Raw genomic sequence first — 22782 nt, forward strand, 5'->3', positions numbered from 1 at the left:
TCGGACGAGACACACATTTGGCAGTGCGTGCTCGTAGACCCCCTGATTTTCACACTTTACGCTCCCTGGAAACAGTCGAAGGACGGCTTACAGTACTGATAAAATACCGTCACAGCACGTGTTTGGTGTGTCGCGGGCGAGGAGCACCTTCGTCGCGCTTTGTGGGTGCGCTGGGTAGTCGAAACAGAACCACGCCCGGCGAACTGACGGTCTCGGTCAGGGGACCGGACGCGTACAAATCGTGACGTGGCCGTTCGAGTAGACGTAGTTCGTCGCCCCCGGACACACCTCGGTCTTCGATGGATTCAGATTCCGAACCGACTCGGTCTGATTCCGCTCGAAGTACGACGCGCTTTCGGATTGGTACGACCGATACGCCGTGATTCCCTGTGGCATCGGTTTGCCGTCGCTTGTGGGCAGCGGTTCGGCAGGGTAGGCATCTGTTCGCTCCCACACCGTTCCGTACGGGAGGTCGGTGTACAGTTCACCGCCTTCACCAGTCGGGCGAGCCGAGCTGAACGTCTCTACTGCGGCGAGTTCTTGGTCAGTGTACGAGAGGCGTTCGTGCTGGTCGGTGAACACTGGACTGTCCATCGCCCCGTCGTTCGACATAATCATGACGTTCGGGTAGACCAGTGTGAAGAGGAGTAAGACGACGCCGATGACCTTGAGTGTGGTTCGGTTGGCGAGGTGCCGAAATCCGACGACGCCGACGATAGCGAGCAGGGCGTAGAGGAACCCGACCCATCGGCCCGGGACGAAACTCTCGATTCCGAAAAGCGGGAGGCCGAGCACGACGAACAGCATCGTGACGATACTCCCGACGAAGGTGTACGTCGTCTGGTTCGACCGCGACCGCTTGAGTACCGTGAGACAGCCAATGACACCGGCGAAGAGCAGTAGCAGGAACCCCGCTTCGGTGACGTACGTCGATACCTGTGAGAGGAACGTCGGCCCGGCGCTCCCGGTCGTGCCGGATGCACCGGTCGAGCCACCACTTCCACTGACTCCAGTCAAAAACCCGGCGTTGAACAAGTTCACGTAGAAGTAACTGAGCACCGTCTCGAGGAAGGTATCTCCCTTGTACGGAGTCAACGACCACGTAAACACGATGAGCCCGAGGTTGAACACCACGAGTCCTGCGAGATTCACTGGATTCGACCCACCACCTGTAAACGAGAGGGGGTCGGGATTCTCGGTGAAGAAGTCGAATCGGAGGAGAATTTGAGCGAGGAAGCCCGAGATGAGAAGCACCAACATGATGAACGACGACACCTGGTGGGTGAGGATGACGGCGGTGCTGAACAGCACGAGCAGTCCGAAGTCACGCCATCGTTCGCTCGCGTGCGTGATTCGGACGAGGCTGTAGAGACATGCGAGGAAGAACACCAGCCCCATACTCGTCGGGATGAGATGCATCCCCCAGCGGACCACCTGGTCGCCCATCGCGTAGAGCGTGGTCGCGACGAGTGCCCAGCGAAGCGGGACGAGGAGCCGCGCAGTCCCGTAGACGAAAAGCGGGATGAGCGGCATCACGACACCGAGAGAGAGGTACAACCCGTTCCGAAGCGACACGTCGAGCAGGTTCGTCGCCGCGGCCGTGACAAGGTGGAAAAGCGGCGAGGCGTAGTACTTGACGTCGCTGATTGCAGCCAGCGAATCCGCTTCGAGTACCATCTGGACGAACGTCGTGTGCGACCAGATGTCGATTCCGATGTACCCAGTCGTCGTGTAGAGCGCAGCGAATCGGACGACGAACGAGTACACGAGGATTTGGGTGAGGAACACGCTCGGGCGGAGTTCTTCGGCCGGTGAGAGGAGTATCTGGCCGAGCAGCACGGCACCGACTACCCCACCGACTTGCAGGAAGAGGACACTCCGTTCGCCTTGCTTGACGGCGATGACGAGTATCGCGGCCAGCCCCAAGAAAATCCCAGCAGACAGGAGTCTACTGATTGATGGTGCCAGTGTTGGAAGACCAGTTGTCGTTCCTGTCCCTCGGGCTGCGAGCAGATACAGTACACATCCCGTCCCTAGTATGAGCGGCAGCGTCACGATGAAAATCTGTGACGACAGGAACCGCAGTGGGAACAGTCCGATGGCGAGTACGAGACCAACGACTGCCGTGAGTACGTCGAGCTCTGCCTGTTGCAATCGACCGTATAGTGATGAGAGTAGGTTCATATGTAACGAATACGCGCGCCCGAATCGGCGTTCGATGCCGACTCGGGACTGCAATTAGATTGTCGTCGTCTCTCTGCCGCTGGTGGAGAGCACGTCCTGATAGTTTTGCGTCGCGTGGACGCCCCATTCGATGTCAACCTCGGGGAGGTCCTGTCCGAGGGCGTACTGGACACCGAGCGCCGGCATATTGACCCCTGCGTCGATGCAGGCTGAACTAGACCTAGAGACACGGGGACTGAGTTCGAAGAGTTTCGGGTGCCCGGTGGCGTCCTGCTTGAATCGAAACGTGGCGTTGTATTCGATGCCGAGTGCCGAACTGAGTTCTCGCGCATACCGGATGAGGCTCGGGCACTCCTCGATGGTGCTCTCGAAGCGTTCTCGGTCGCTGGTCTCATCGTGAGTGCGCGAAACCGCCACTGGAACGTCGTCCGCTCCGGCGAGCACGTCGACACAGTACTCCTTACCGGGCAGGTATTCCGTCACGACGAGGTTCGGAAACTCGGCCGTCTCTTCGAGGACTGGGAAAGCGTCGTCTAGGGTTGTCACGAGACTGCTGGGCGTCTTCTCCGCCACGGTATCTGTCTGGTCGGCGTCTGGGTCGAGAATTCGAAGCCCGCGCATCTCGCTTTCGACTGGTGGCTTGAAGCAGACGCTCCGAGTGGGATAGCCGAGTGCGTAGACTGCGTCGATGAACTCTTTGGACGTCGAGACGCGGTAAAACTCAGGCGTGATTGGGAGACACTGCTTGACGAGTGCGCCATAGAGTTCCCCGCTATCGCACGCAACAGCGAGCGTGTCCGGGTCGGAGACCATCACTTCGACTCCGAGTTCTTCGAAGGTGTCTGTGGCCTCTGAGAGCGGTCGTAGTTCCGATGCGACGAGTGGAAGCAAGACATCGACTCCCTCGCGACGAGCAATCTCCGCTACAGTCGGGATGAACTCGCCGCTATCGGCCGTCGGTACAGTAGCCGCCGTATCGACGAGACGAAATCCGCACGCATCTGGGTCGGTATCGACACCGACGATACGGGCGTCGAACGCGTCGGTCTGGCGGAGTACACTGATGATGCCCGACGTGGCGGGGTATCCCACGCCGGTCACCAGCACGGTCACGCCGTCGTCCCGACTCGAAGGCCGAGTGGTATCCAGCAGTGTCATCGGCAGATGTGGGTCCCCGGAGGGTCCTTATTATATAGTCGATAAGAAGCGTGAGACAACGAAACTCGGTGCAATTGCAGAACGTCGCGAGAATCCGCGACCCGACAATCGTCAGGGGACGCTCCCCGGAAGTAACCAGGAGATGCTCCCCGGCGGTCGCTAGGAGACGCTACCCGGCAGTCGCCAGGATGCGCTGGACGACAACGTCCGTCGCATCGACTTTCTGCCCGAGTAGTGCGCGCCGACGCCCGTCCCAGTCGATACCGGGCGATTCGAGGATTTTCACCGCCTGCTTCGCTGCGTGTTCGTTTCGTCGCTCGCCGTGGAAGCCGAACAGCAGGTCGAACGAATCGAGGTCACGCATGAGTCCGGGATTCGCGCTGTGGACGTACACAGTCGGCGTTCCGAGCACCGCGCTCTCTGACGCCATCGTCCCGCTTTCCCCGACGAAGAGGTCGGCAAAGGCGAGCACGTGATGGATGAGGTGCGGCTCGATGTTCATCCCATAGCCATCGAGTTCCGGAGGTAGCGCGTCGTCTTCGGCTGAGACGAGGACTTCTGCCCCCGTGTCTTCGATTTGTTCGACTAACGCAGACAGACTGTCGAGTCCTTCGTCGCCGATGTCGTGTGCTGCACCCCAACTGACCAACCGGAGGACGGCGTACGTGTCGTCCGGGTCGACCGGGAGGTCGTCGAGGGCCGACGGATCGGGTTCGAACTGGTCCGGGTGGAGGTACGCCAACTCGTGATAACTCGGGTACTGATAGTGGTTCGGCCCCGCGTCGTCGTGGTAGCAGTCGGGCGTCACGATTTCGTCGGCGAAGGGGAACGTCAACGTGTTCGACAGCGTCGCGTGCTCCGTGTCGGTGAAGACGACACACCGTGCGTCGACGAGTTGGGCGACGTGCGACGCTTCGAAGCCGCCGATAGCCGCAATCACGTCCGGGTCGATGGCTTTCGCGTCACGGTAGAGCCGGTACTCGATTGCGAGCGTGGACAGCGCGACGCGCGGCAGCGACCCGCCACGAGACCCGAGGACGTCGTAGTCGATGTCGTACTCGTCGAGCAGCGACAGCGCCACGTCCTTGTCGAGCGCCCGAACGTGAACCTCGTGGCCGCGGGCGTCGAGTTCCTCGATTGCGTGTTTGAAGAAGTGGACGTGAGCAGGATGCTGAATCGTGATGAGGATGTCCATTGTCAGTGTCTCACAACTGAGCGTACTGGAAGCCGTAGTTGGTGGCGTTCTCGCCGTCGAAGACGTCCGCGACGTCGATCATCACCGGGTCGGTCCCGAGCGCGTCGGCCATCTCTCCGAGGTCGTAGTCGACGAACTCCTCGTGTCCGGTGGCGACGACGACGCCGTCGTACGCCTCGAAATCGACGGTTTCGACCACGTCGATACCGAAGACCTCTCGGGACTCCGCCGGGTCAGCGTGCGGGTCGTAGCCGACACAGTCGATGTCGAACTCTTGGAGTTTCTGCACCATCGTATCGACTTCCGAACTTCGGATATCACCCACACCGGGCTTGTAGGCGAGTCCGAGCACGAGCAATCGCGTCTCGTTCAGCACGCGGCCCGAGTCGTTGATGGTCTTGACCGTCTTTCGGGCGGCGTGGACGGGGACGTACTCGTTGATTTCACGGGCCTGCAACACGAGCTTCGGTGAGAAGCCCTCGCGCTTGGACCGGTACGTGAGGTAAAACGGGTCGACAGGGATGCAGTGGCCACCGACGAATCCCGGCGAGTACCCGTCGTGGAAGTTCCACTTGGTGCCTGCCGCTTCGAGCACGTCCGACGTCGAGAGGTCCATGTGGTCGCACGCGATGGCCAGTTCGTTGACCAGTGCGATGTTCATGTCGCGTTGGACGTTCTCGATAACTTTCGACGCCTCGGCCGTCTCGATGTCCGGTGCGCGGTGGATACCCGCATCGACGACACTCTCGTAGAGGGTTGCGAGGTCCTCGCGAACGTCGTCGGTGTTCGCGCCGACGACCTTGACCACGTCGCGGACGCCACGACCGGTGTCACCGGGCGAGGCGCGTTCTGGCGAGTACCCGACGAATATGTCTTCGCCGACAGTGAACGGTGACGTCGATTCGAGTGCGGGAACGAGCACGGACTCGGTCGCACCCGGGTAGACGGTCGATTCGAGGACGACGGTGGTTCCGGGCGAGATGTACTCGCCGATAGTCTCACCGGCCGACTCGACGAACTGGAGGTCGGGGTTCTCCATGCTGTCGACCGGTGTTGGGACCGTCACGATGACGAAGTCGGCATCAGAGATGTGCGCCGGGTCCGTGGTGAACAGCACGTCGGACTCCGAGACGCCCTCGTCGGTCACGTCTCCAGTTGGGTCGGTCCCGGCGTCGAGCGCGTCGACCTTCGATTGGTCGACGTCGTAGCCGATGACAGACTTTCCGACGCGGTCGAACTCGATGGCCAGCGGCAGGCCCACGTATCCGAGTCCGACGATACAGACTGTCTCAGTCATGGAGACCGATTCCTTCGTAGACGACGTTTTCGTGGTCTCGGTACGTAGTTGCGGCCTGTCGTCCGTCGACGAAGACGACGGGACGTGACTCGTGGCTGAGTGCCGGAATATCGATATCCTCGAACGCCTCGTGGGCTGTCACGAGAACGACGGCATCGACCGTCAGGTCGTCCGTATCGACATCGTCGACGATAGTCGCACCCGCGTCCTCGAAGGCGCTCGTGTCGTCGAGAATTGGGTCGGTCGCGAGCACGTCCACACCCACCTCTGCGAGGTGCTCGACGATGGGGAGCGCTGGCGCTTTTCGAATCTCTTTCACACCGGCGCGATAGGTCAGTCCGAGGACGAGGACAGAGGCGTCTTCGGGGTCGACACCCAGTGTCTGCAGTTCGTCGAGTGCCGACTGGGCCGTAACGTGCGGCATCCCGTCGTTTACGTCCCGTGCGGTCTGCATGAGGGGTGCGTCGGTCTCGAACTCGTTGATGAGGAACTGCGGGTAGTAGGGGATACAGTGCCCGCCGACGCCAGCACCCGGCGTGTGTAGCTCACAGAACGGTTGGGTGTTGGCCACGTCGATTGCCTCGGTCACGTCGATTTCGAACTCGTCGGCGTGGGTGGCCAGTTCGTTCGCGAGCGCGATGTTGACGTCGCGGTAGACGCCTTCGAACACCTTGACAGCCTCTGCTGTCGTCGTGTCCGAGACAGTGATAACCTCGTTCGAGGAAATCTGGTCGTAGACGAGCGCCGCAGCGCGGGTGCTCTCTTCGTCGGCACCGCCGACGACCTTCGGGTATGCGCCCCGAATATCCTTGAGGGCGCGACCGGAGGCAGTTCGTTCTGGGCAGAACGCGAGACCGAACTCGCCGAGTGAGAGGCCGCTCTCGGCTTCGAGCGTCGGCAGGAGAACGTCACGACACGTCCGGGGCGGAAGCGTCGACTCGAAGATGACGAGGTCGCCCTCGTCGAGTCCTGACGCGATGTCGTTGGTGACGGCTTCGATGACCGAGAGGTCTGGATGCCCTCCGTCGTCGACGAGCGTCGGGACGATGACGACGTGGATACCCGCTTCGGCGGCAACGTCGCGTGGCTCGGTAGCCGCCGCGAGCGCGTCGTCTTCGACGAGTTCGCCGACGAGTTCGTCGAGGCCGGGTTCGCCGACGATGTGGCTTCGCCCGGCGTTGATTCCCTCGACTACGTCAGGGTCGATGTCGGCACCCGTCACGTTGCCGGTCGTTTCGGCGTACACGGCGGCGAGTGGCAGACCCATCTTACCGAGTCCGTAGACGCCAACGGGAACGTCACCGGAGGTGAGGGCAGTAATCTGTTCATCTTCGGGGCGGGTGGAACCGTACAGGCGTGTGGCGGAGACGTTCGAACTCATATCGAATTTTCTCCCTGTAACTTCGGTGGGAGTGGGCGGTGTTCAGCGGGCGCTCCAACTGCGAGTGTCTCGGGTGGAACGTCCTCGGTGACGATGGCTCCGGCGGCGACGAACGCGTCCGCTCCGACAGTTACGTCGGGGAGAACCGTCGCGTTCCCGCCGATAGAGGCTCCGTCTTCGAGGGTCGGGCCAGTCATCTCGACGTCCTGTCGAACTGGGTACGGGTCGTTCGTCAGAACTGCACCGGGACCGACGAAGACGTTGCTTCCGATGGTGGTGTTGGTCGGAACGTAGACTCGACTCTGGAGGCTCACATTGGACCCGATGACGGACGTTCCATCGATAACGGTCTTGGTTCCGACGACCACGTCGTCACCGATTTCGGTGTCTTCTCGGACGAGCGCGTCGTGGCCCGTGATGAACCCATCACCAATGTTCACGTCGCTGTAGATTATCGTCCCCGAGCGAATGCGGGCGTCGTCGCCGATGACAGTCTGGTCCGGGTCATCACCTGCAGCGTACCCGATAGTGACGTCGTCGTCGATATCACATCCAGCTCCCGTGACGTACATCCTCATGCAGACGTCGAACTCGCAAGCGCTTCGTCTTCGTCCTCGTCTCTGGGCAGACTACTACTCCCGGTCGAACGGAGCGTGGTGACGACGACGAGCAGTGCAACGAGTATCGCGGCAAGTTTGGTTTTCGTGCGCATAAGTTACCTCCGCGGACCGCCGTGGCCCGCGATTCGAAATTCAGGTCACGCGAAACGGCCATTATTATCGGGCGGATAAGGTGGCTGGCCACCCACGGTCGCGCGATATTTGGGACTCGATAGTGTGTCCGCCGGGCCACCCCGGACTGAGAGTTCGCGATGTATCGAACTATCGCCTCTCGAACGGGTGAGTCGGGAATTCAGAACTGACTTATCAGCCGCGTAAGCTCCGTGATCCGGTCTTTTTCGACCGTGAACGGTCGCCTCCATTTTTGAGCACGGAACGACAAGCCGCGGGCGATGAAGTCGTCTCACCGTCGCTGGACGCTCGATTTGTTCCTCGTCGTCGCGGGGTCGGTTGCCGCACTCGCGGTCCTGCTTCTCGACGTCTCTGGGTCGGTCGTCCGGAGTCTGTTCGTCGTCCCGTTTATCGTCTTGTATCCGGGGTACGCGCTCATGGCTGCTGCCTTCCCCGAGCGACGTTCGGACGTCGACTCGGACACGATGCCGAAAAAAGAGACACTGACGCGACCGACGCCTCACACTGCGGGGCTCCTCTACCCTGTTCGGCTCGTTCTCTCGGCGGCGTCGAGTCTCGCTATCGTCGGCGGTATCGCCCTTCTCACGAACTTCCTCGGGTTGGGGTTTTCTGCAATCAACACCAGTCTGGGTGTGTTCGCGGTGACGATGGTGCTGACGGCCAGTGCGTTCGTTCGCCGCGCGATGCTTCCGGCCGAAGTCCGAAGCGGGCTCCCGCCGTTTTCGATTGCGTACTCAAGTGCAGCGACGGCCGCGGGCCACATCAAGTCACCACTCTCCACCGAGCCCCGAGACTCGCCGGTCCCACTTCTCGTCAACGTCCTCGTGGTTCTGAGCGTCGTCGCGTTTCTCAGTAGTGTGGGCTTTGCGATGGTCGAAACCCAGAACCCCGAGTCGAATTTCACCGAAGTCTATCTCGTGACCGAAAACGGCTCGGAGTACGATGCGAGTGACTACCCTCGAACACTCTCTCAGAGGGACGAGACGCCGATAACGCTCGCAATCGAGAACCACGAACACCGGACAGTAACCTACACGGTCGTCACCGAGATTCAGCGACTCGAGCGCACGAACAATAGTTCGCGGGTCGTCGAAGAACGCGAACTCTCTCGAACAGAGCGTCCGGTCGAAAGCGGTGAGACGGCCTATCTCCAGCGTGACGTGCGGCCGACGTTGTCTGGTGACTCGCTGCGACTCGTCTTCTTCGTCTACGCCGGTGAGGCTCCCGACAACCCGGACCGAACGTCTGCCTACCGAACGGTACAACTCATGGTCGACGTCGGTGACGACGCCACCGGACAGTCGAGCCGGTCGCAGAATACTGGAGGCGCGCGTAGCTGATGTGGCCGTGGGAGCACTTGCTCTTCGGGTACATCTGGTATTCGATACTGAACCGCACCCTGTGGCGAACACCAATCACTGACGGAATTGGACTGACTATCGCTCTCTCTACGCAGGCCCCTGACCTCGTCGACAAGCCCCTCTCGTGGACGCTCGGCCTCGTCACGAGTGGCTACGGGCCAGCACACTCGCTCCTGGTCGGTGTTCCGGTAGTACTCGTCGTCGCAGGACTCGCGTGGACGCGAGACAAAGCACGTGTGGGGGTCGCGCTCGTCGCTGGGTATTGTTCACACCTCGTCGGCGACGTACTCGCCCTTCGCGCGAATGGCCCTATCGTTGGTCGCGTGCTGTGGCCGCTCGTCACCTACGAACCGTACGCCAGCGACCTCGGGTTCGTAGAGCGATTCGCCGTCTATCTCGTGACGTTCGTCGCCCAGATGACGGCCCCTGAAAACACGGTTCTCGTCCTCGGATACGTCGCTCTCTGTGGCGCTGTCGCCGTCCTTTGGATTCTAGATGGAACGCCGGGACTCCGATGGGCCAGACGTATTGTTACCACGAATCGATAGATGGGTGTCACCGAGTGTCGTAAAAACTAAGCGAATCGGAGCTACTCTTCAAGTAAATACTATTCAACTGTCCAGAGATTTCGTAGTAACAACTGAATAATACGATAGACGCCAAAAAAGTTCAAGACACAGAGGTAGAGACAGTTCTCCAATGCAAGACGAGAGTGGAAACACAGACCGAACTATTTTATCACGGAGAAAATTACTCGCGGGAATTGGCGGGTCGGTCGCAGCGACCTCATTTTCGAGGAAGGCAACGGCGGACGGTGAGTGGATAAACGTCGTCGACGCCGGTGCCGACCCGACCGGGGAGGAATCGATTTCTCCAATCTTGGACGCCCTCACGACTGAGGACGGTACGACGTTCTACTTCCCGGAAGGCGAATATTTGATGGACGATATGTTCCGCCACGTCGGCTTCAACGGGTTCGAACTCCGTGGCGACAACGCGACTATTGTCCCCGCACCCGATTACGATGGGCGGTGGCTGTTCAAGTTAGGGACGTACGAGGAACCTGGTGAAGACCTCTACATCGAGGGGTTGACGTTCGACTTTTCTGCCGACGAGACGGGTCTTCGCGTCGTCCAAGCACAGGTCAAGGACGACCTCCTCGTTCAGGACTTGGCAGTCACCGGTAGACACGACAGCGGGAAGTACGGACCTTTTTGCTTCGACGTCACACACCCGGATGGTATCGGGTCGATAGAGAACGTTCGGCTTCCAGACGGCGGGGAGTTCTCCGAAAACACGCCGGGTGATATCAACGTTGGACCGACTGGGATTCTCGTCTCGCAGTACCACGAGGGAAAACTCTGGGTCCGTAACTGCGATGTCGGGCCATGGCCGGACAACGGACTCTACTGTTCGACTGAGACCGGGCGGGTCGTCGTCAAAGGAGGGCTGTTCAAGAACAGTAACATCACGAGTATCCGACTCTCGGGTGACTACAGCTCTATTCACGATGCGACAGTCATCGTGGACAACCAGCGTGACAACGATACCAACCAGCGTGCCATCCGGCTCGATGGTGGTGCGTACAACTGGGTCGAAAACACTGACGTCTATCTGAAACAGCCCAACGGACGCGCAATTAGCATCCAGAACGACGTCAAGTGGGCGCGGATTCAAGACTGTCGCGTCGTCGTCGAGGACGGCGCACCGACACGGGCGATTTGTGTCTCACCACAGGCGGGGAAAGTCGATATCCTCAACAGTGAAATCGAGTTCAACGCACCCGGGCAGGCACTCCACCTCGAAGGACCGAGCAGTGCAGACGCTGACCCAGTGTACGTTCTGAAGACCACTATCACCGGGAGCGGCGACGGCTCGCACGGCCGCCATGCAGTTCGTGCAGAACGCGGAAACTGTCTGTTCGACCGTCTCGATATCGAACAGACCGGAGACGACTATCGGCGTGGAATCAAGATTCTCGGAGACGGGTGTACGCTGAAATGGGGTGACTACAACACGACGCACATCCCCATCGTCAACGACGCTGACGAGACGACGTTCCACGGTGTCTCCGCTCGCTCACTCGACGGCGACCAGGGAATGAAGATTCTCGATGGATCTTCCGGCGTCGAACTCACAGAATCGACAATTCACAACGGAATCTGGGAAGACGGAGAGGTCAGTGTGACCTACGACGGGAATTGGTACCCTGAGCGATAGGACGACGACTATTCGAATGGCGACGGTTGGGACGTTTGGTTCGTCAGGGTACTACCCGGTGCTTCGACGAGTCACGATTACGGTGCTAACGTCGCTTCGACGAGCCGTGAGATAGCACGGCGAATTCGCTGTGAGACCCCCGACTTCGAGATACCGAGGCGGTTCGCAATCTCGCTTTGTGACTCCGTCCGTGGGACGTCGAAGTACCCGTTTTGATACGCCACGACGAGTGCCTCGCGCTGCCCCGGCAGGAGAACCGTCTCGGCCCCGATGTCGGTCTCTCGTGCGACGTGGAGGCGTTTGACGTGGAACGTGATGTTCTGGTCGTGGTAGTGTGATTGGATTCGATGGAGTGCCGAGTGAACTGGGAGGTGCATCTGGACGTGCCACGAGTTTTGGTCGTATTGGATGGAAATGAGCCGAACACCCAACTGCGTCGTCTCTGGCGGAACGAGCGGGACACCTCCCGAGGTGAGCACTTTGAATCTGTGGTCCTCACCAATCGACCCGAGATACGCTGCGCTCTCGACTGTCGGGTCAGAATCGAAGTCAGCTAGCAACGACGAGACGTCACCACCCTCGGCGGTCACGAACACGCAGTCCCACCCCTGGCCCTCGGTGGGTTGGTACTCGAGTTCGAGTGGTTCGGGGCGCTCTGTAGTAAACGACGACAGAACCAGTTGTGGGTCTTCGAAGAGAATCTCCAAATAAATCGGCCGGGGATCTGACGCGGGTCCCTCGTTCATCGATAGTCCGTTATCTCGGTGCGATAGGGGTTATTATGTAGATGATAAGGGTCTAAGCTGGGTGAGACGACGAACGCGCCCTCGACGTCAGTTCGCGGCACTCCCGACTACGGTGCACATAATAACGGCACCCAGACCACCACACTTCGGTACCTCTCCCGACCACAATGTACAAAGACAACTCAATCGCCGTCGTCGTACCAGCGTACAACGAAGAGGGATACGTCGGAGCCGTCATCGACACGATGCCTTCGTTCGTCGACGTCGCGTACGTCATCGACGACGGGTCCACAGACGGGACGTGGGACGAAATCGTGAGCCACGCCGAGGCGTTCAACGCCGAACACACGCCGGAATCGCCCGCCTACGACGACGTCATCGTGCCGATTCAACACGAGGAAAACCGCGGTGTCGGCGGCGCACTCAAGACCGGGTATCTCCAGGCGCTGGAAGACGAGGTCGACATTACGGCGGTGCTGGGTGGTGACGGCCAGATGGACCCAGACGAACTCGCGAAGTACCTCGACCCAATCGCCGAGGGAGACGCTGACTACGCCAAGGGCAACCGCTTCATGAAGCGTGAAGACCTCGAAGCGATGCCTAGTTTCCGCCTCGTCGGTAACTCGATGCTCTCGTATCTGACGAAGATTGCCAGTGGCTACTGGAAGACGATGGACCCGCAAAACGGGTACACGGCAATCTCGTACGAGGCCCTGAAGGAGGCCGATATCGAGAACATGTACGAGTACTACGGATACTGCAACGACCTCCTCGTCAAACTCAACGTCGAAAATCTCCGCGTTGCCGACGTGGCGTGTTCTGCCGAGTATCTCTACGACGACGACTGGAAGAGTCATATCGACTACGGTGAGTACATCCCACGCGTCTCTGGCATGTTGCTCCAGAACTACTTCTGGCGAGTGAAGAACAAGTACTTGCTTCGGGACTTTCACCCCTTGGCGGCATTCTACCTCCTCGGGACCGCAGTTTCAGGTATCTCACTCATGGGGCTCGTCGCGGCGGGCGTAGTTGGGGACGAAGACACCCCGTCAGGGCTCGGTAGTTGGGTGCTCGGCTTCCTTTTCGGTGCTATCTTCCTCCTTCTCGGGATGGTTTTCGACCACGACGACAACGAGACACTCGAAATTCAGGTCGACGACACGACTTACGATACCGCAGTTCCCACTGAATAACGATGGATCGATAGCACGCCCACTAGTCGTTTGGTCTACAACTAGTATTTAAATGCTGGCTATATGAAGGCACAGGCACTGGTTATGATTGGCCGTAGTTCTGATTATGAACGAACCAGATTCGGAGAACCCATCGGGCAGTGGGGGGCCACGTGTCGGTTCGGTCGGGTCGAAAGTCACCAGACGGACGTACCTCTTGGGTACGGTCGGTGCTCTCGGCTTCAGCGGCTACGTAGCGACCTCGACCGAGGCCGTTCGGGCTGATACACTCACCGTGGAACTTCCACAGGAGTACCTCGACCGGTTCGACAACATCGTGAACATCGTCGATGCGGGTGCAGACCCAACTGGCACGGAGCCTATCGACGATATCCTCGCTTCGGCCGTCGCAGACGACACACTCGTCGTGTTTCCCGAGGGGCGGTACCTGATGCACAGCCAACTCCGAAAGACGGGGTACAAAAACCTCGGCTTTTACGGGGATAATGCGACACTCACTCACGGCCAAATCGACGCGATAGAAAACAACGTCGTGACTGACGGTGAGTTCACGGGTGCTGCCCGGTTCTTCCGGCTCGGTGTCATCTACGCGCCTGGAAAGGACTTGCTTTTCGAGGGGTTCACGTTCGACTTCGTCCCGGAACAAACTGGGATTCGCGCTATCGAAGCCTACGTCACCGATGGGTTAGAGGTTCGTGACATCACTATCGTCGGCGAACACGACACCGGAACCTTGGGTCCTGCGCTGTTTAGCGTGACCACAGCGAATGGGTCTGGCGTCGTCGAGCGGTTCAAGGCACCTGACGGTGCGGCGTTCACTAAAGATACTATCGGAGACATCAACCTCGGGCCGACCGGGATTCTCATCGATCCTAACAGCGCCGGGACGCTTCGAATAGTCGACTGTGAACTCGGGCGGTTCCCGGACAATGGGCTCTATGTCTCGGGGGCGAATGGGACGGTTCACGTCGAGGGTGGCACGTACAAAAACAGCACTGTGACGTCGATTCGGCTCAAGGGCTATCGGAGTAGCATCCGGGGTGTCGATATCATCATCGACGAGTTGGTGTCTGGAATTAGTCAGCGCGGAATTCGCCTCGACGACGGTGCGGACTTCCTCGTTGAAGAGACGACGGTCACGGTCACTGGGCCAGCGGAAAACGCGATTCGCGTCCTCAACGACGCCGAAACCTCGACAATCAAAAACTGCTCTATCGTTCTGAACGACGCCAAGGGAAGTGCTCGGGGAATCCAATTGACCGAAAACGCCGGGCGCGTCGAGGTCTTGGATACGACCATCGAGGTTTACGGGTCTGAGTTTGCGGTGTACCTTCAGGGGAACAACGACTCACAGGACTCGATGGCGTTGTTGAGGAACGTCACCATTACCGGGCCCGCACCGGGTGATTCAGCACGCGAAGCGATTCGTGTCGAGCGCGCGAACGGACGATTCGAGAATCTGGTTGTCGACCAACCCGGAGACAACTACCGTCGGTGCGTCGAAATACACGCAGACGACAACCTGTTCATCGGTGGGACCTACCAGTCGACCCACCATCCCTTCATCAACAAGGGGAACAGAACCCGATTCGACGAAGTCACTGCGCGTTCGTACGGTGGGTGGCAGGCGGCCAAACTGTACGCCGAGGGAACCGACGTAGTCGTCATGGATTCCACCCTCTACGGTGGCTACATCGACAAGGGCGCAGAAGGTTTCATCGTCGACAACACCGAGATGCCCCCTGCCTAAACGCGTCTCTCAGTGAGACGAGGGGGCCTTACCCACCCGATAATCATGAGTCGGGAGTGAGCACCGTGCAGTAACGCATGGACACCGACCGGTTAGCCGATAAGAACCTCCTCGTGGTCTCACACGGCTACAAGCACTTCGTCAAGTCGCAGGTAGACGTTCTCGCATCGTACTTCGACACGATTACCGTCTGCGTCAGATACAACTGGTTCGCAGACGTGGCATCGCGACTTCCGATAGACGCCGGTGATGGGTTCGGAAAGGACGCGAAAATAGCACGGGACAACGTCCCTGACAACGTCCACGTCGTCGAGACGCCACTTCTGTACCTCCCGGTCGATATCCAACGCGAGCATCTTCTCGGACAACAGCACGTCCGTAAAGTTCGGAAGAAACTCGAAGACTACCCCATCTCGTTCGACCTGATTCACTGCCACATGTCGTGGACTTCGGGCTACGTTGGTGCGCGACTGAAAGACGAACTCGATATCCCGTATCTCCTCACTGTCCACGCCAACCGCGACTGGTTCGAGCGACAACTCCAGTCCGACAACGACCGACTGGAGACGGCGTGGTCCGCCGCCGACCGCCTCATCCGCGTCAACCGTCGCGACCGCTCGAAGCTCGACCCGTACAACGACGACGTGGTCCACGTTCCGAACGGCTACGACACGGATATCTTCGAGCGAATCCCCACTGACGAGGCGCGAAAGAGACTCGGTCTCGACGACGACACCCCGGTCGTCTTCGCTCTCGGGACGTTGAAGCCGCGGAAAGGATTCCAACACCTGATGCGTGCGATGACGCGGGTCCACGACAGCGACCCCGGCACTCGCCTCGTCATCGGCGGACAGGGTGGCATGCGCGACGAACTCGAATCGCTCGCGTCCGACCTCGGCATCGCCGACCAAACCGCCCTCCTCGGCTACGTGGAGTCGGAGACGCTGAACGACTGGATGAACGCTGCAGACGTGTTCGTCCTCCCGAGCTACAGCGAGAGTTTCGGCGTGGTCCAACTGGAGGCGATGGCGTGCGGAACGCCTGTTGTCGCCACCAAAAATGGCGGGAGCGAAGAGGTTGTCACGAGCGAGGCGTACGGGCTCCTCGTGGACGGGCCGGAATCACACGACGAACTCGCCGACGCCGTCGTCGAGGCACTTCACCGTCAGTGGGATGCCGACGCCATCGAGTCCTACGCGAACGAATTCACGTGGGAGAACGTGTGTGAGGAACTCGCCGACCTGTACGTAGACGTACTCGACGAGTCGCAGAAATCGACCGTCTCGACGGTCCACTAGGGGTACGCGGCCGGAATTAAGAGCGCCGCCGTCTTCTTTCTCACTCTCGTCTGTTCAGTCTCGGACGAAAAGGGTCGCAGTTAGAGCGCGCTCCGTCCGGCGAGTGCGACGACACCGACGAACAGCATCGACTGGTACCACACCGCACCAGTCGGTAGCCACCCCGCCGAAAGCCACTGTATCGGCAGCAAATCGCTTACGGCTGCCGGAGTAGCCATCAACAGCGTCGACCCATCGGTCGAGTCCGTGGGAGTACTCTCCCCCGCTGAACTCGACGTCGTGGAGTCAGTCGCCGTGGTCTCTTCCGTCGATTCGGTCGTCTCGGCCGTTGTGTCACTCGACGTTTCGGTCGTGGTGTCCGTGGCTGTGGTGTCTGTCGTCGTGTCTGTACTAGTGGTCGTCTCAGTGGTCGTCGTCTCAGTCGTAGTCGTCGTGTCGGTGGTGGTGTCTGTGGTGGTCGCAGTGGTCGTGGTGTCCGTAGTTGTGGTGTCAGTCGTCGTGTCTGTACTGGTGGTCGTCGTTGCCGTGGTCCCTGGGGTTCCGGTCGTGGTGGTGGTCGTTGTGGTGTTATTCCCCGGCGAATCAGTCGTCGTTGTTGCGGTCGTGGTCGTTGTCGTCGTGTTGTTTCCGGGCGAGTCGGTCGTGGTGGTAGTGGTGGTTGTTGTAGTGTTGTTCCCCGGCGTGCCGGTCGTCGTTGTCGTCGTGTTGTTGGTCGGCGAATCTGTGGTCGTCGTTGTCGACGTGGGCGCTTGGGTTGGCGTGTCGTCATCGCCACTGTCGTCATCATCCTCATCGTCGTCATCGTCGTCGCCACCACCGCCGAAGAACCCGCCGTCGTCGGTTGTCGTCGTGGTCGGTGAGCTAGTCGACGTGGTCTGGTTGCTCGCTGTCGTCGTCGCTGGGGTCCTTGTCGGGAGCGCTCTGTCTATTATCGACGGCGTGTCTGTCACGGGGGGCATCGGTGTATCCGTGACCGGAGAGGTGTTGTTGACCTCGGGAACCGGTGAGTCGCCGTCGATAGACGGCCCGACGTCGACGCTGGGGACGCCCATCGCGAGTGCGACTCCCGAGAGGGAAAGCAAGACACCGACAGCGAGCAGTACGTACTGAAGCGTGTCTTTGTGGCGTTCGGCCCACGACTCGTTGCCCCACGCCGGGTCGCTCGTCGTTTCGATTTCACCGCGGCGTGCTTGTGCTCTCGTCGCCCACGAACCGAGTGGGTCGGGAAGCGACGCCATCACGTCGAGTGCTTCGTCGACGCCGACAGCGCCGACCATGAATGCCACCGTCACGTACACGAGAAATCCAATCGGTGGCACGACTACCAGCGCGACGAGGCTGTGTTCGAGCGTCATCGAGAGCAGGAATATCGGAACACCGGCGATGAATCCCGTCGCGAAGATTCGACTGATTCGGGCGTCTGAAAACGGTTTGAACCCGAGATACCGGGCACTAAAGAGGTTGAAAAGGGGCAGCGACGAGTAGCCAGTCGTCGTCGCGATTGCCGCGCCGAGAATCCCGTATCGAGGGATGAGAAGCGCGTTCAACCCGAGGTTCAGCGCGGCTGCAGCGCCTGTCGCCGTGATGAGCGGTTTCATGTCCGCTTTCGCGTGGCTAATTGCGAGAATCGGCCTGACGACTGCGAACCCAATCGTTCCGGGAAGAAGGATGAGAAGCGGTGTGACCACTGGCATCGAGCCGTCGCCGAGATAGAGCGGAACGAAGTCCTTCGCGAGCGCCCCGAGTCCAATCGACAGCAGGACGACGACGAGCATCCCGTAGCGCGTGACACGCGATGCGATTTCGTTAATCTGCTCGATGCGGTCTTCGGCCCAGAGATCCGAGACGGATTGAATGAGCATCGACTGAATCGAACGCGGGATGACCCAGAGGAACTGCGTGATGACAAGCGCAGATTTGTAGTATCCGACCTGCGTCTCCGTGACGAACGACGCGAGCATCAGGACGTCGACGTGGTACATCGACGTCAGGAACAACATATAGACCACAGAGAGGTGGTTGAAGCTGAACAGTTCCTTCGTCGGGAACTCCTGTGGCGGCGTGGAGACGACGCCACGAAGCGAGATACTACTTCTGAGCCACCACATCGCGAGGAGGGCCACGAGTCCGTTGACGACGATGAGGCCTACCATCAGCCCCCCGATTTCGAACCCGAGATAGGCGATACCGATGAGTGCGATTCTGGAGCCGACTTTGTTGAACACCCGGAGTGGCTCCGAGAGGTGTTCTTGCTTGAGTCCCATCAGCGACCGTCGCGAGTACTCGCGGAACTGTGTCGCGATAGTCAACCCGGCCAGCCCGTAGAACCCGATGACGTACTCTCTTCCGAGGAATCGTGTGACGAGTCCCGACCACGCCGCGAGGGCAAACGCGATTGCAGTCAGCACCGCCAGAACAGTTCCAAGTCGGAAGTAGTAGCCGAAGACGTGCGACTTCCAATCGCTAATCGACCGGTCCTCGGCGAGGAACTTCCGAGCCCCGCTGTTGATACCCGAACTCATCAATATCGTCGAGATACCGAAGACCGCAGTGAGAGTACTGTACCGGCCGTAGAGTTCGAATCCGAGGGTCGTGATGAGAATTGGCGTCAGAACCACCGAGGAGAGGACGATGAAGATTCGGCCGCCGACGATAGAGAGAAACGCCGTGACCATGTTACGGCTCATAGAGGCCACCCCCTCGTGGCACGCCTGACTCGTGGTCTCAGGTTCACCGTCCACGACTGGTGGCAACGTATCGAACGCAGGTAACGTTTCACTGTCAATCCCATCTGCTGTTGACCACCTATCACACCGACCCATCCTTATTATCGAGTAGATAGTTCGAACTTATCGCTCGGGTAAGACGATACGCAGGCGCACCACCGTCCGAATTGATGTAGATTGACGCCCCGACGAGCCGTTACCAAATCGATAATAAAGGCCACAGAGTGGTGAGTAGCAGTCGATACTCGATGCCGACAGTGAGCGTCATCATTCCAACGTACAACCGAGCGGACGTGTTACCACGGGCAATCGACAGTGCTCTCGACCAAACGCTGTCTGACGTCGAGGTAATCGTCGTCGACGACGCCTCGTCCGACGAGACAGAGCCGGTCGTAACCTCTTACGACGACCCACGCGTGATTTACCGCGCCCACGAGACGAATCAAGGCGGGAGCGCGGCACGCAACACCGGAATCGAAATTGCGGAGGGAGAGTACATCGCGCTTCTCGACTCCGACGACGAGTGGGCGCCGACGAAACTCGAACGACAGGTCGGGACGCTCGAACGGCGCTCCGACGAGTGGGTCGCTGCGTACTGCGGGACGACCATCGTCGACGACGAGGAGGCAAACCCGCTGTGGGAGCGCTTCAAATCGCTCGTCGGGAGACACAGTTCGAGAGAGGGTGCGGAAGGCGGCGAGGAACTCGTCAAGGAAATTCTCATGGAGAACCTCCACACCAGTGCTGGCTCGACGCTCATCGTCGAGAAATCGGTCGTGGACAAAATCGACGGCTTCGACGAGTCGTTCGACCGCTATCAGGACACCGAGTTTCTGATTCGAGTCCTCAAACAAGGCAAACTCGCATACGTCGACGAACCGCTCTTACTTCGGTATCCGTCGGGTGGTCCGAGTGCTGATGCTGTCCGACAGGCGAACAGCCACTATCTACAGACGTTCGCCGAAGACGTCGTCGAACTCGAAACCCGAGGATACGACGTCACAGGCACCCACCACTACGCCCTTGCGTCGTTGTATCTCCGAGAAGGCCGCTTCGAACCCGGACTTGCATTCCTCCGCTCGGGCACGACACCCGGCATCGGTCAGCTTCCGGGTCTCTTATTCAGCGTGGTCAAAGGATTTCAGAATCGAATGAGCGCCTGACTGTCGGGGCTACTCTTCGAGGGGAGAGGCGACTCCTTCGGGCATCGACCCCTTCTCGGCGACGATATTTTGCCTGCCGACGCTAATCTTCTCTATCGTCCCATCGTCACACATCCGGGAGAGCAGCCGACTCACTTTCGACTTCGACCAGTTGTTGCTCTCGACGATTGTGCTCTGGTACACCCAGCCGTCGTTCTCTCGAAGCAACTGCACGACTCTGTCTTCGTCGGTCAAGATTGGTTTCGATGGTTCCTGGGTGTCTGACAACCCCGGGCGCTGTGAGGACTGATGGGTGTCTGGTTTGGTTTCGGGTCTGGGTTCGGATTCCGGTTCGACAGCCGCGTTGTCGTCGGCTTTCTGATTACTCATCACCCTGTTCAGCAACCCACTGGACGGATACATCTCGGCGGCTCGAACCCACCGCGTTCCGACCGTGACGACGCCGAGCAGTGCCCCGCCTGCGAACAGGAGCAATGGTGTGGTTCTGGCATCGTCGATTTTCGTCCCGAGTTTGGTTTCGAGCCCGTCGCGGAGACCATCGCCATCTGTGTCGGCGACGACGGGGTTGCTATCGTGTGCGTACTCGTACGCATCGTTCAGTCCATCGTTGTCGGTGTCGGCCGTGGGGTCTTTCGGTGGCGTTCCGAGGCGGTTCTCGACACCGTCTGGGATGCCGTCTCCGTCTGTATCAGCGTTTGTCGGTGACAGCGAGTTCGACAGCTCCATCGCGTCCCCCAGATTGTCACCGTCGGTGTCGGCGTCTGTCGGTGAGGTTCCGTAATTTTTCACCTCGGCACCGTCTTCGAGACTGTCTTTGTCGGTGTCCATGAGAAACATCGAGGTGTTGTTCGACAGTTCGTTTACATTGGAGAGTTCGTCACTGTCGATGTCTCCTTGCTTCTCGATGATACTGACGTTGACTGTGTCGGTACCGAGTTTCTCGGGCTGGCCGGGATAGTTGTTCCACAGGACGACTGTGACGTTTGTCGATTTCTCGAACGCCGAGAGGTTCTCGTACTCGAACGTCACGCTCTGTGTGCCTTTAGCTGCACTCTTGTCTTGACAGCTAATCTGCTCTCCGTCTTCGTCTTGGACACAGAGCTTGTAGTGGTTCGACTCGTTCAAAGCGTTGAACGTCACTTCGAGGGAGTTAGATTCCGCTTCCCAGAGGTACGCTGAGTCACTAGACTGTTTGACTGGGACCGTATTCGTGAACTCGCCTTCGACGAACGTCGTAGCCCCTGTCCCGTCCGGCGACGCGGCGACAGAGGCTGGAGCGACGAGCGTGGTCAGAATACAGATACCTATCACGAACAGGGCTCGTCTCTGTGTCATCGTCACGGCGAGTGTACTCCAATACTGGCGTATCTACTCTGGAGAGCATGTAATCCGACACCATCATCTATCTCTCGCGTATCGGACCTACTCGGGTCTCGGTCAGTTTGGCGGGGGGTGTCTGTACTCATAGTACTAATTGTGCGATATGTCCCAAAATCATACTTGACCAATATGAATCTCACGGCAGAATGCGCTTGTGACTCAACCGGTGACAGCGTAAACGACACGAACTAATCGGCTCGATGACCGGGCACATCCACAGAATTCTCTGATGAGTGGCTCACAAGCAGTGTCGAATACGCGGTCGGAGCTCGTGAAACGTCAGTTGTCGTCTGCCATCTCGAATTCGTCGAGGACTTGCCAGAAAGTAAGTGCCGTGTAGGCACTCATGATGGCGAGGGCAACAAAGAGGTGCGAGACTGCCTCGAATCCGGGAAGACCGAGCCCGGTCGCCCCGATTGCGACTGCACTGAGGGCGGACACTGCCAGATAGTACGTTCCCCACGAACGTTCCGTGGGTGACTCTTCCGCTTCCTCGTCGCTCTCAGAGTCGTCCGGCCGCTCAAGATACTCGATGAGTCTGTTTGCATGTGGGTTCTTCTCGACGATACCTCGACTCTGGTTGTAATCGATGATTCCTTCCTCGTCGAGTTTTGGAAGGTGGGCCTGATACAGTGCGATGTACACGCGCTGACGCTGGTCGGACATCAACGCCTGTACTGTCGTATCGTGTTCCCACGCAGCGACCTGCTCTGCGATGTCGCGCATCTGGACGGGGCCTTCGCGGCCACGCAGATACCTGAGTACGTTCCGCCGACGCTCGTTCTGGAGGAGATGGTATATCTCGTCTTTCCCGAGGTCGGTCGGCTCTTCGTCCGCATCGGTACGTTGGTTGACTAGCGATTCACCTGGGGCAGTAACTTGGGCAGACATCTTCGCCCAGACCGTTATTTCGGTACCAAATAAATCGGTGACTTCGTTTCTTATTTTCCAAATGTTGCAGCCCACTTACGATTTGAG

At 59.2% G+C, this 22782-nt stretch carries 18 protein-coding genes; 7 read left to right on the plus strand and 11 right to left on the minus strand.

Annotation, left to right across the window (positions count from 1 at the left end; genetic code table 11):
* Positions 1 to 216: 216 nt before the first annotated feature.
* The 7 genes from C453_RS00255 to C453_RS20090 form a co-directional block, all read right to left on the minus strand.
* Complete coding sequence (locus tag C453_RS00255; protein WP_049907311.1) at positions 217 to 2184, minus strand: DUF2206 domain-containing protein; 1968 nt, start codon at positions 2182 to 2184, stop codon at positions 217 to 219.
* Between the two features lie 54 nt (positions 2185 to 2238).
* Positions 2239 to 3342 (minus strand): ATP-grasp domain-containing protein, encoded by a 1104-nt coding sequence (locus C453_RS00260; protein WP_241430632.1) that lies wholly within the window; start codon positions 3340 to 3342, stop codon positions 2239 to 2241.
* 169 nt (positions 3343 to 3511) lie between these two features.
* Positions 3512 to 4537, minus strand: a complete 1026-nt coding sequence (locus tag C453_RS00265) for a DUF354 domain-containing protein (RefSeq protein ID WP_008321960.1) — start codon at positions 4535 to 4537, stop codon at positions 3512 to 3514.
* 10 nt (positions 4538 to 4547) lie between these two features.
* Positions 4548 to 5834, minus strand: a complete 1287-nt coding sequence (locus C453_RS00270) for a nucleotide sugar dehydrogenase (RefSeq protein ID WP_008321961.1) — start codon at positions 5832 to 5834, stop codon at positions 4548 to 4550.
* Positions 5827 to 7215 carry a nucleotide sugar dehydrogenase gene (locus C453_RS00275; protein WP_008321962.1) on the minus strand — a complete coding sequence of 463 codons (1389 nt, stop codon included), beginning with the start codon at positions 7213 to 7215 and terminating at the stop codon, positions 5827 to 5829. The genes C453_RS00270 and C453_RS00275 overlap by 8 nt, the downstream gene beginning before the upstream one ends.
* On the minus strand, positions 7212 to 7793 hold the full coding sequence (locus C453_RS00280; RefSeq protein WP_049907313.1) for an acyltransferase: 582 nt from the start codon (positions 7791 to 7793) through the stop codon (positions 7212 to 7214). Before C453_RS00280 ends, C453_RS00275 begins: the two co-directional genes overlap by 4 nt.
* The gene (locus C453_RS20090; RefSeq protein WP_160163374.1) at positions 7790 to 7927 is read right to left on the minus strand and encodes a hypothetical protein; all 138 of its coding nucleotides are present in this window, start codon (positions 7925 to 7927) and stop codon (positions 7790 to 7792) included. Before C453_RS20090 ends, C453_RS00280 begins: the two co-directional genes overlap by 4 nt.
* Before the next feature lie 300 nt (positions 7928 to 8227).
* Here C453_RS20090 and C453_RS00285 point away from each other — a divergent pair, with 300 nt between their 5' ends.
* From C453_RS00285 to C453_RS00295, 3 genes are all read left to right on the plus strand, one after another.
* Positions 8228 to 9307 carry a DUF1616 domain-containing protein gene (locus tag C453_RS00285; RefSeq protein WP_008321964.1) on the plus strand — a complete coding sequence of 360 codons (1080 nt, stop codon included), beginning with the start codon at positions 8228 to 8230 and terminating at the stop codon, positions 9305 to 9307.
* The gene (locus tag C453_RS00290) at positions 9307 to 9876 is read left to right on the plus strand and encodes a metal-dependent hydrolase (protein ID WP_008321965.1); all 570 of its coding nucleotides are present in this window, start codon (positions 9307 to 9309) and stop codon (positions 9874 to 9876) included. Before C453_RS00285 ends, C453_RS00290 begins: the two co-directional genes overlap by 1 nt.
* Before the next feature lie 151 nt (positions 9877 to 10027).
* The gene (locus C453_RS00295) at positions 10028 to 11548 is read left to right on the plus strand and encodes a pectate lyase family protein (RefSeq protein ID WP_008321966.1); all 1521 of its coding nucleotides are present in this window, start codon (positions 10028 to 10030) and stop codon (positions 11546 to 11548) included.
* Positions 11549 to 11625: 77 nt separating this feature from the next.
* Here the strand turns inward: C453_RS00295 and C453_RS00300 are convergent, their stop codons facing one another.
* Entirely contained in the window at positions 11626 to 12294 is a 669-nt protein-coding gene (locus tag C453_RS00300; protein ID WP_241430633.1) for a helix-turn-helix domain-containing protein, read from the minus strand.
* A 167-nt stretch (positions 12295 to 12461) separates the two neighbouring features.
* On the opposite strand from C453_RS00300, the gene C453_RS00305 reads away from it, so the two are divergent.
* The 3 genes from C453_RS00305 (at position 12462) to C453_RS00315 (ending at position 16535) form a co-directional block, all read left to right on the plus strand.
* Positions 12462 to 13487 (plus strand): glycosyltransferase family 2 protein, encoded by a 1026-nt coding sequence (locus C453_RS00305; protein ID WP_008321968.1) that lies wholly within the window; start codon positions 12462 to 12464, stop codon positions 13485 to 13487.
* Positions 13488 to 13593: 106 nt separating this feature from the next.
* A complete protein-coding gene (locus tag C453_RS00310; RefSeq protein ID WP_008321969.1) occupies positions 13594 to 15237 on the plus strand; it encodes a right-handed parallel beta-helix repeat-containing protein in 1644 nt (547 codons plus the stop codon).
* Positions 15238 to 15314: 77 nt separating this feature from the next.
* Entirely contained in the window at positions 15315 to 16535 is a 1221-nt protein-coding gene (locus C453_RS00315; RefSeq protein WP_008321970.1) for a glycosyltransferase, read from the plus strand.
* A gap of 80 nt (positions 16536 to 16615) precedes the next feature.
* On the opposite strand, the gene C453_RS00320 is transcribed toward C453_RS00315, so the two are convergent.
* Entirely contained in the window at positions 16616 to 19222 is a 2607-nt protein-coding gene (locus tag C453_RS00320; protein ID WP_193788042.1) for an oligosaccharide flippase family protein, read from the minus strand.
* Between the two features lie 287 nt (positions 19223 to 19509).
* Here C453_RS00320 and C453_RS00325 point away from each other — a divergent pair, with 287 nt between their 5' ends.
* The gene (locus tag C453_RS00325) at positions 19510 to 20424 is read left to right on the plus strand and encodes a glycosyltransferase family 2 protein (RefSeq protein WP_008321972.1); all 915 of its coding nucleotides are present in this window, start codon (positions 19510 to 19512) and stop codon (positions 20422 to 20424) included.
* 9 nt (positions 20425 to 20433) lie between these two features.
* On the opposite strand, the gene C453_RS00330 is transcribed toward C453_RS00325, so the two are convergent.
* Together C453_RS00330 and C453_RS00335 are read right to left on the minus strand one after the other, a co-directional pair.
* Entirely contained in the window at positions 20434 to 21759 is a 1326-nt protein-coding gene (locus tag C453_RS00330; protein ID WP_008321973.1) for a helix-turn-helix transcriptional regulator, read from the minus strand.
* 324 nt (positions 21760 to 22083) lie between these two features.
* The gene (locus C453_RS00335) at positions 22084 to 22695 is read right to left on the minus strand and encodes a DUF7344 domain-containing protein (RefSeq protein ID WP_008321974.1); all 612 of its coding nucleotides are present in this window, start codon (positions 22693 to 22695) and stop codon (positions 22084 to 22086) included.
* Positions 22696 to 22782: the final 87 nt, after the last annotated feature.

Origin of the sequence: Haloferax elongans ATCC BAA-1513, from assembly GCF_000336755.1 — an archaeon.
In the GTDB taxonomy this organism is placed as follows: domain Archaea; phylum Halobacteriota; class Halobacteria; order Halobacteriales; family Haloferacaceae; genus Haloferax; species Haloferax elongans.

What these genes read in the sequence shown, in the direction of transcription:
- C453_RS00295 (WP_008321966.1), top strand. Translation starts at nt 10,028, where the DNA reads ATGCAAGACGAGAGTGGAAACACAGACCGAACTATTTTATCACGGAGA.
- C453_RS00305 (WP_008321968.1), top strand. Translation starts at nt 12,462, where the DNA reads ATGTACAAAGACAACTCAATCGCCGTCGTCGTACCAGCGTACAACGAA.
- C453_RS00285 (WP_008321964.1), top strand. Translation starts at nt 8,228, where the DNA reads ATGAAGTCGTCTCACCGTCGCTGGACGCTCGATTTGTTCCTCGTCGTC.
- C453_RS00290 (WP_008321965.1), top strand. Translation starts at nt 9,307, where the DNA reads ATGTGGCCGTGGGAGCACTTGCTCTTCGGGTACATCTGGTATTCGATA.
- C453_RS00260 (WP_241430632.1), bottom strand. Translation starts at nt 3,342, where the DNA reads ATGACACTGCTGGATACCACTCGGCCTTCGAGTCGGGACGACGGCGTG.
- C453_RS00330 (WP_008321973.1), bottom strand. Translation starts at nt 21,759, where the DNA reads ATGACACAGAGACGAGCCCTGTTCGTGATAGGTATCTGTATTCTGACC.
- C453_RS00335 (WP_008321974.1), bottom strand. Translation starts at nt 22,695, where the DNA reads ATGTCTGCCCAAGTTACTGCCCCAGGTGAATCGCTAGTCAACCAACGT.
- C453_RS00255 (WP_049907311.1), bottom strand. Translation starts at nt 2,184, where the DNA reads ATGAACCTACTCTCATCACTATACGGTCGATTGCAACAGGCAGAGCTC.
- C453_RS00270 (WP_008321961.1), bottom strand. Translation starts at nt 5,834, where the DNA reads ATGACTGAGACAGTCTGTATCGTCGGACTCGGATACGTGGGCCTGCCG.
- C453_RS00310 (WP_008321969.1), top strand. Translation starts at nt 13,594, where the DNA reads ATGAACGAACCAGATTCGGAGAACCCATCGGGCAGTGGGGGGCCACGT.
- C453_RS00280 (WP_049907313.1), bottom strand. Translation starts at nt 7,793, where the DNA reads ATGAGGATGTACGTCACGGGAGCTGGATGTGATATCGACGACGACGTC.
- C453_RS20090 (WP_160163374.1), bottom strand. Translation starts at nt 7,927, where the DNA reads ATGCGCACGAAAACCAAACTTGCCGCGATACTCGTTGCACTGCTCGTC.
- C453_RS00315 (WP_008321970.1), top strand. Translation starts at nt 15,315, where the DNA reads ATGGACACCGACCGGTTAGCCGATAAGAACCTCCTCGTGGTCTCACAC.
- C453_RS00320 (WP_193788042.1), bottom strand. Translation starts at nt 19,222, where the DNA reads ATGAGCCGTAACATGGTCACGGCGTTTCTCTCTATCGTCGGCGGCCGA.
- C453_RS00275 (WP_008321962.1), bottom strand. Translation starts at nt 7,215, where the DNA reads ATGAGTTCGAACGTCTCCGCCACACGCCTGTACGGTTCCACCCGCCCC.
- C453_RS00300 (WP_241430633.1), bottom strand. Translation starts at nt 12,294, where the DNA reads ATGAACGAGGGACCCGCGTCAGATCCCCGGCCGATTTATTTGGAGATT.
- C453_RS00325 (WP_008321972.1), top strand. Translation starts at nt 19,510, where the DNA reads ATGCCGACAGTGAGCGTCATCATTCCAACGTACAACCGAGCGGACGTG.
- C453_RS00265 (WP_008321960.1), bottom strand. Translation starts at nt 4,537, where the DNA reads ATGGACATCCTCATCACGATTCAGCATCCTGCTCACGTCCACTTCTTC.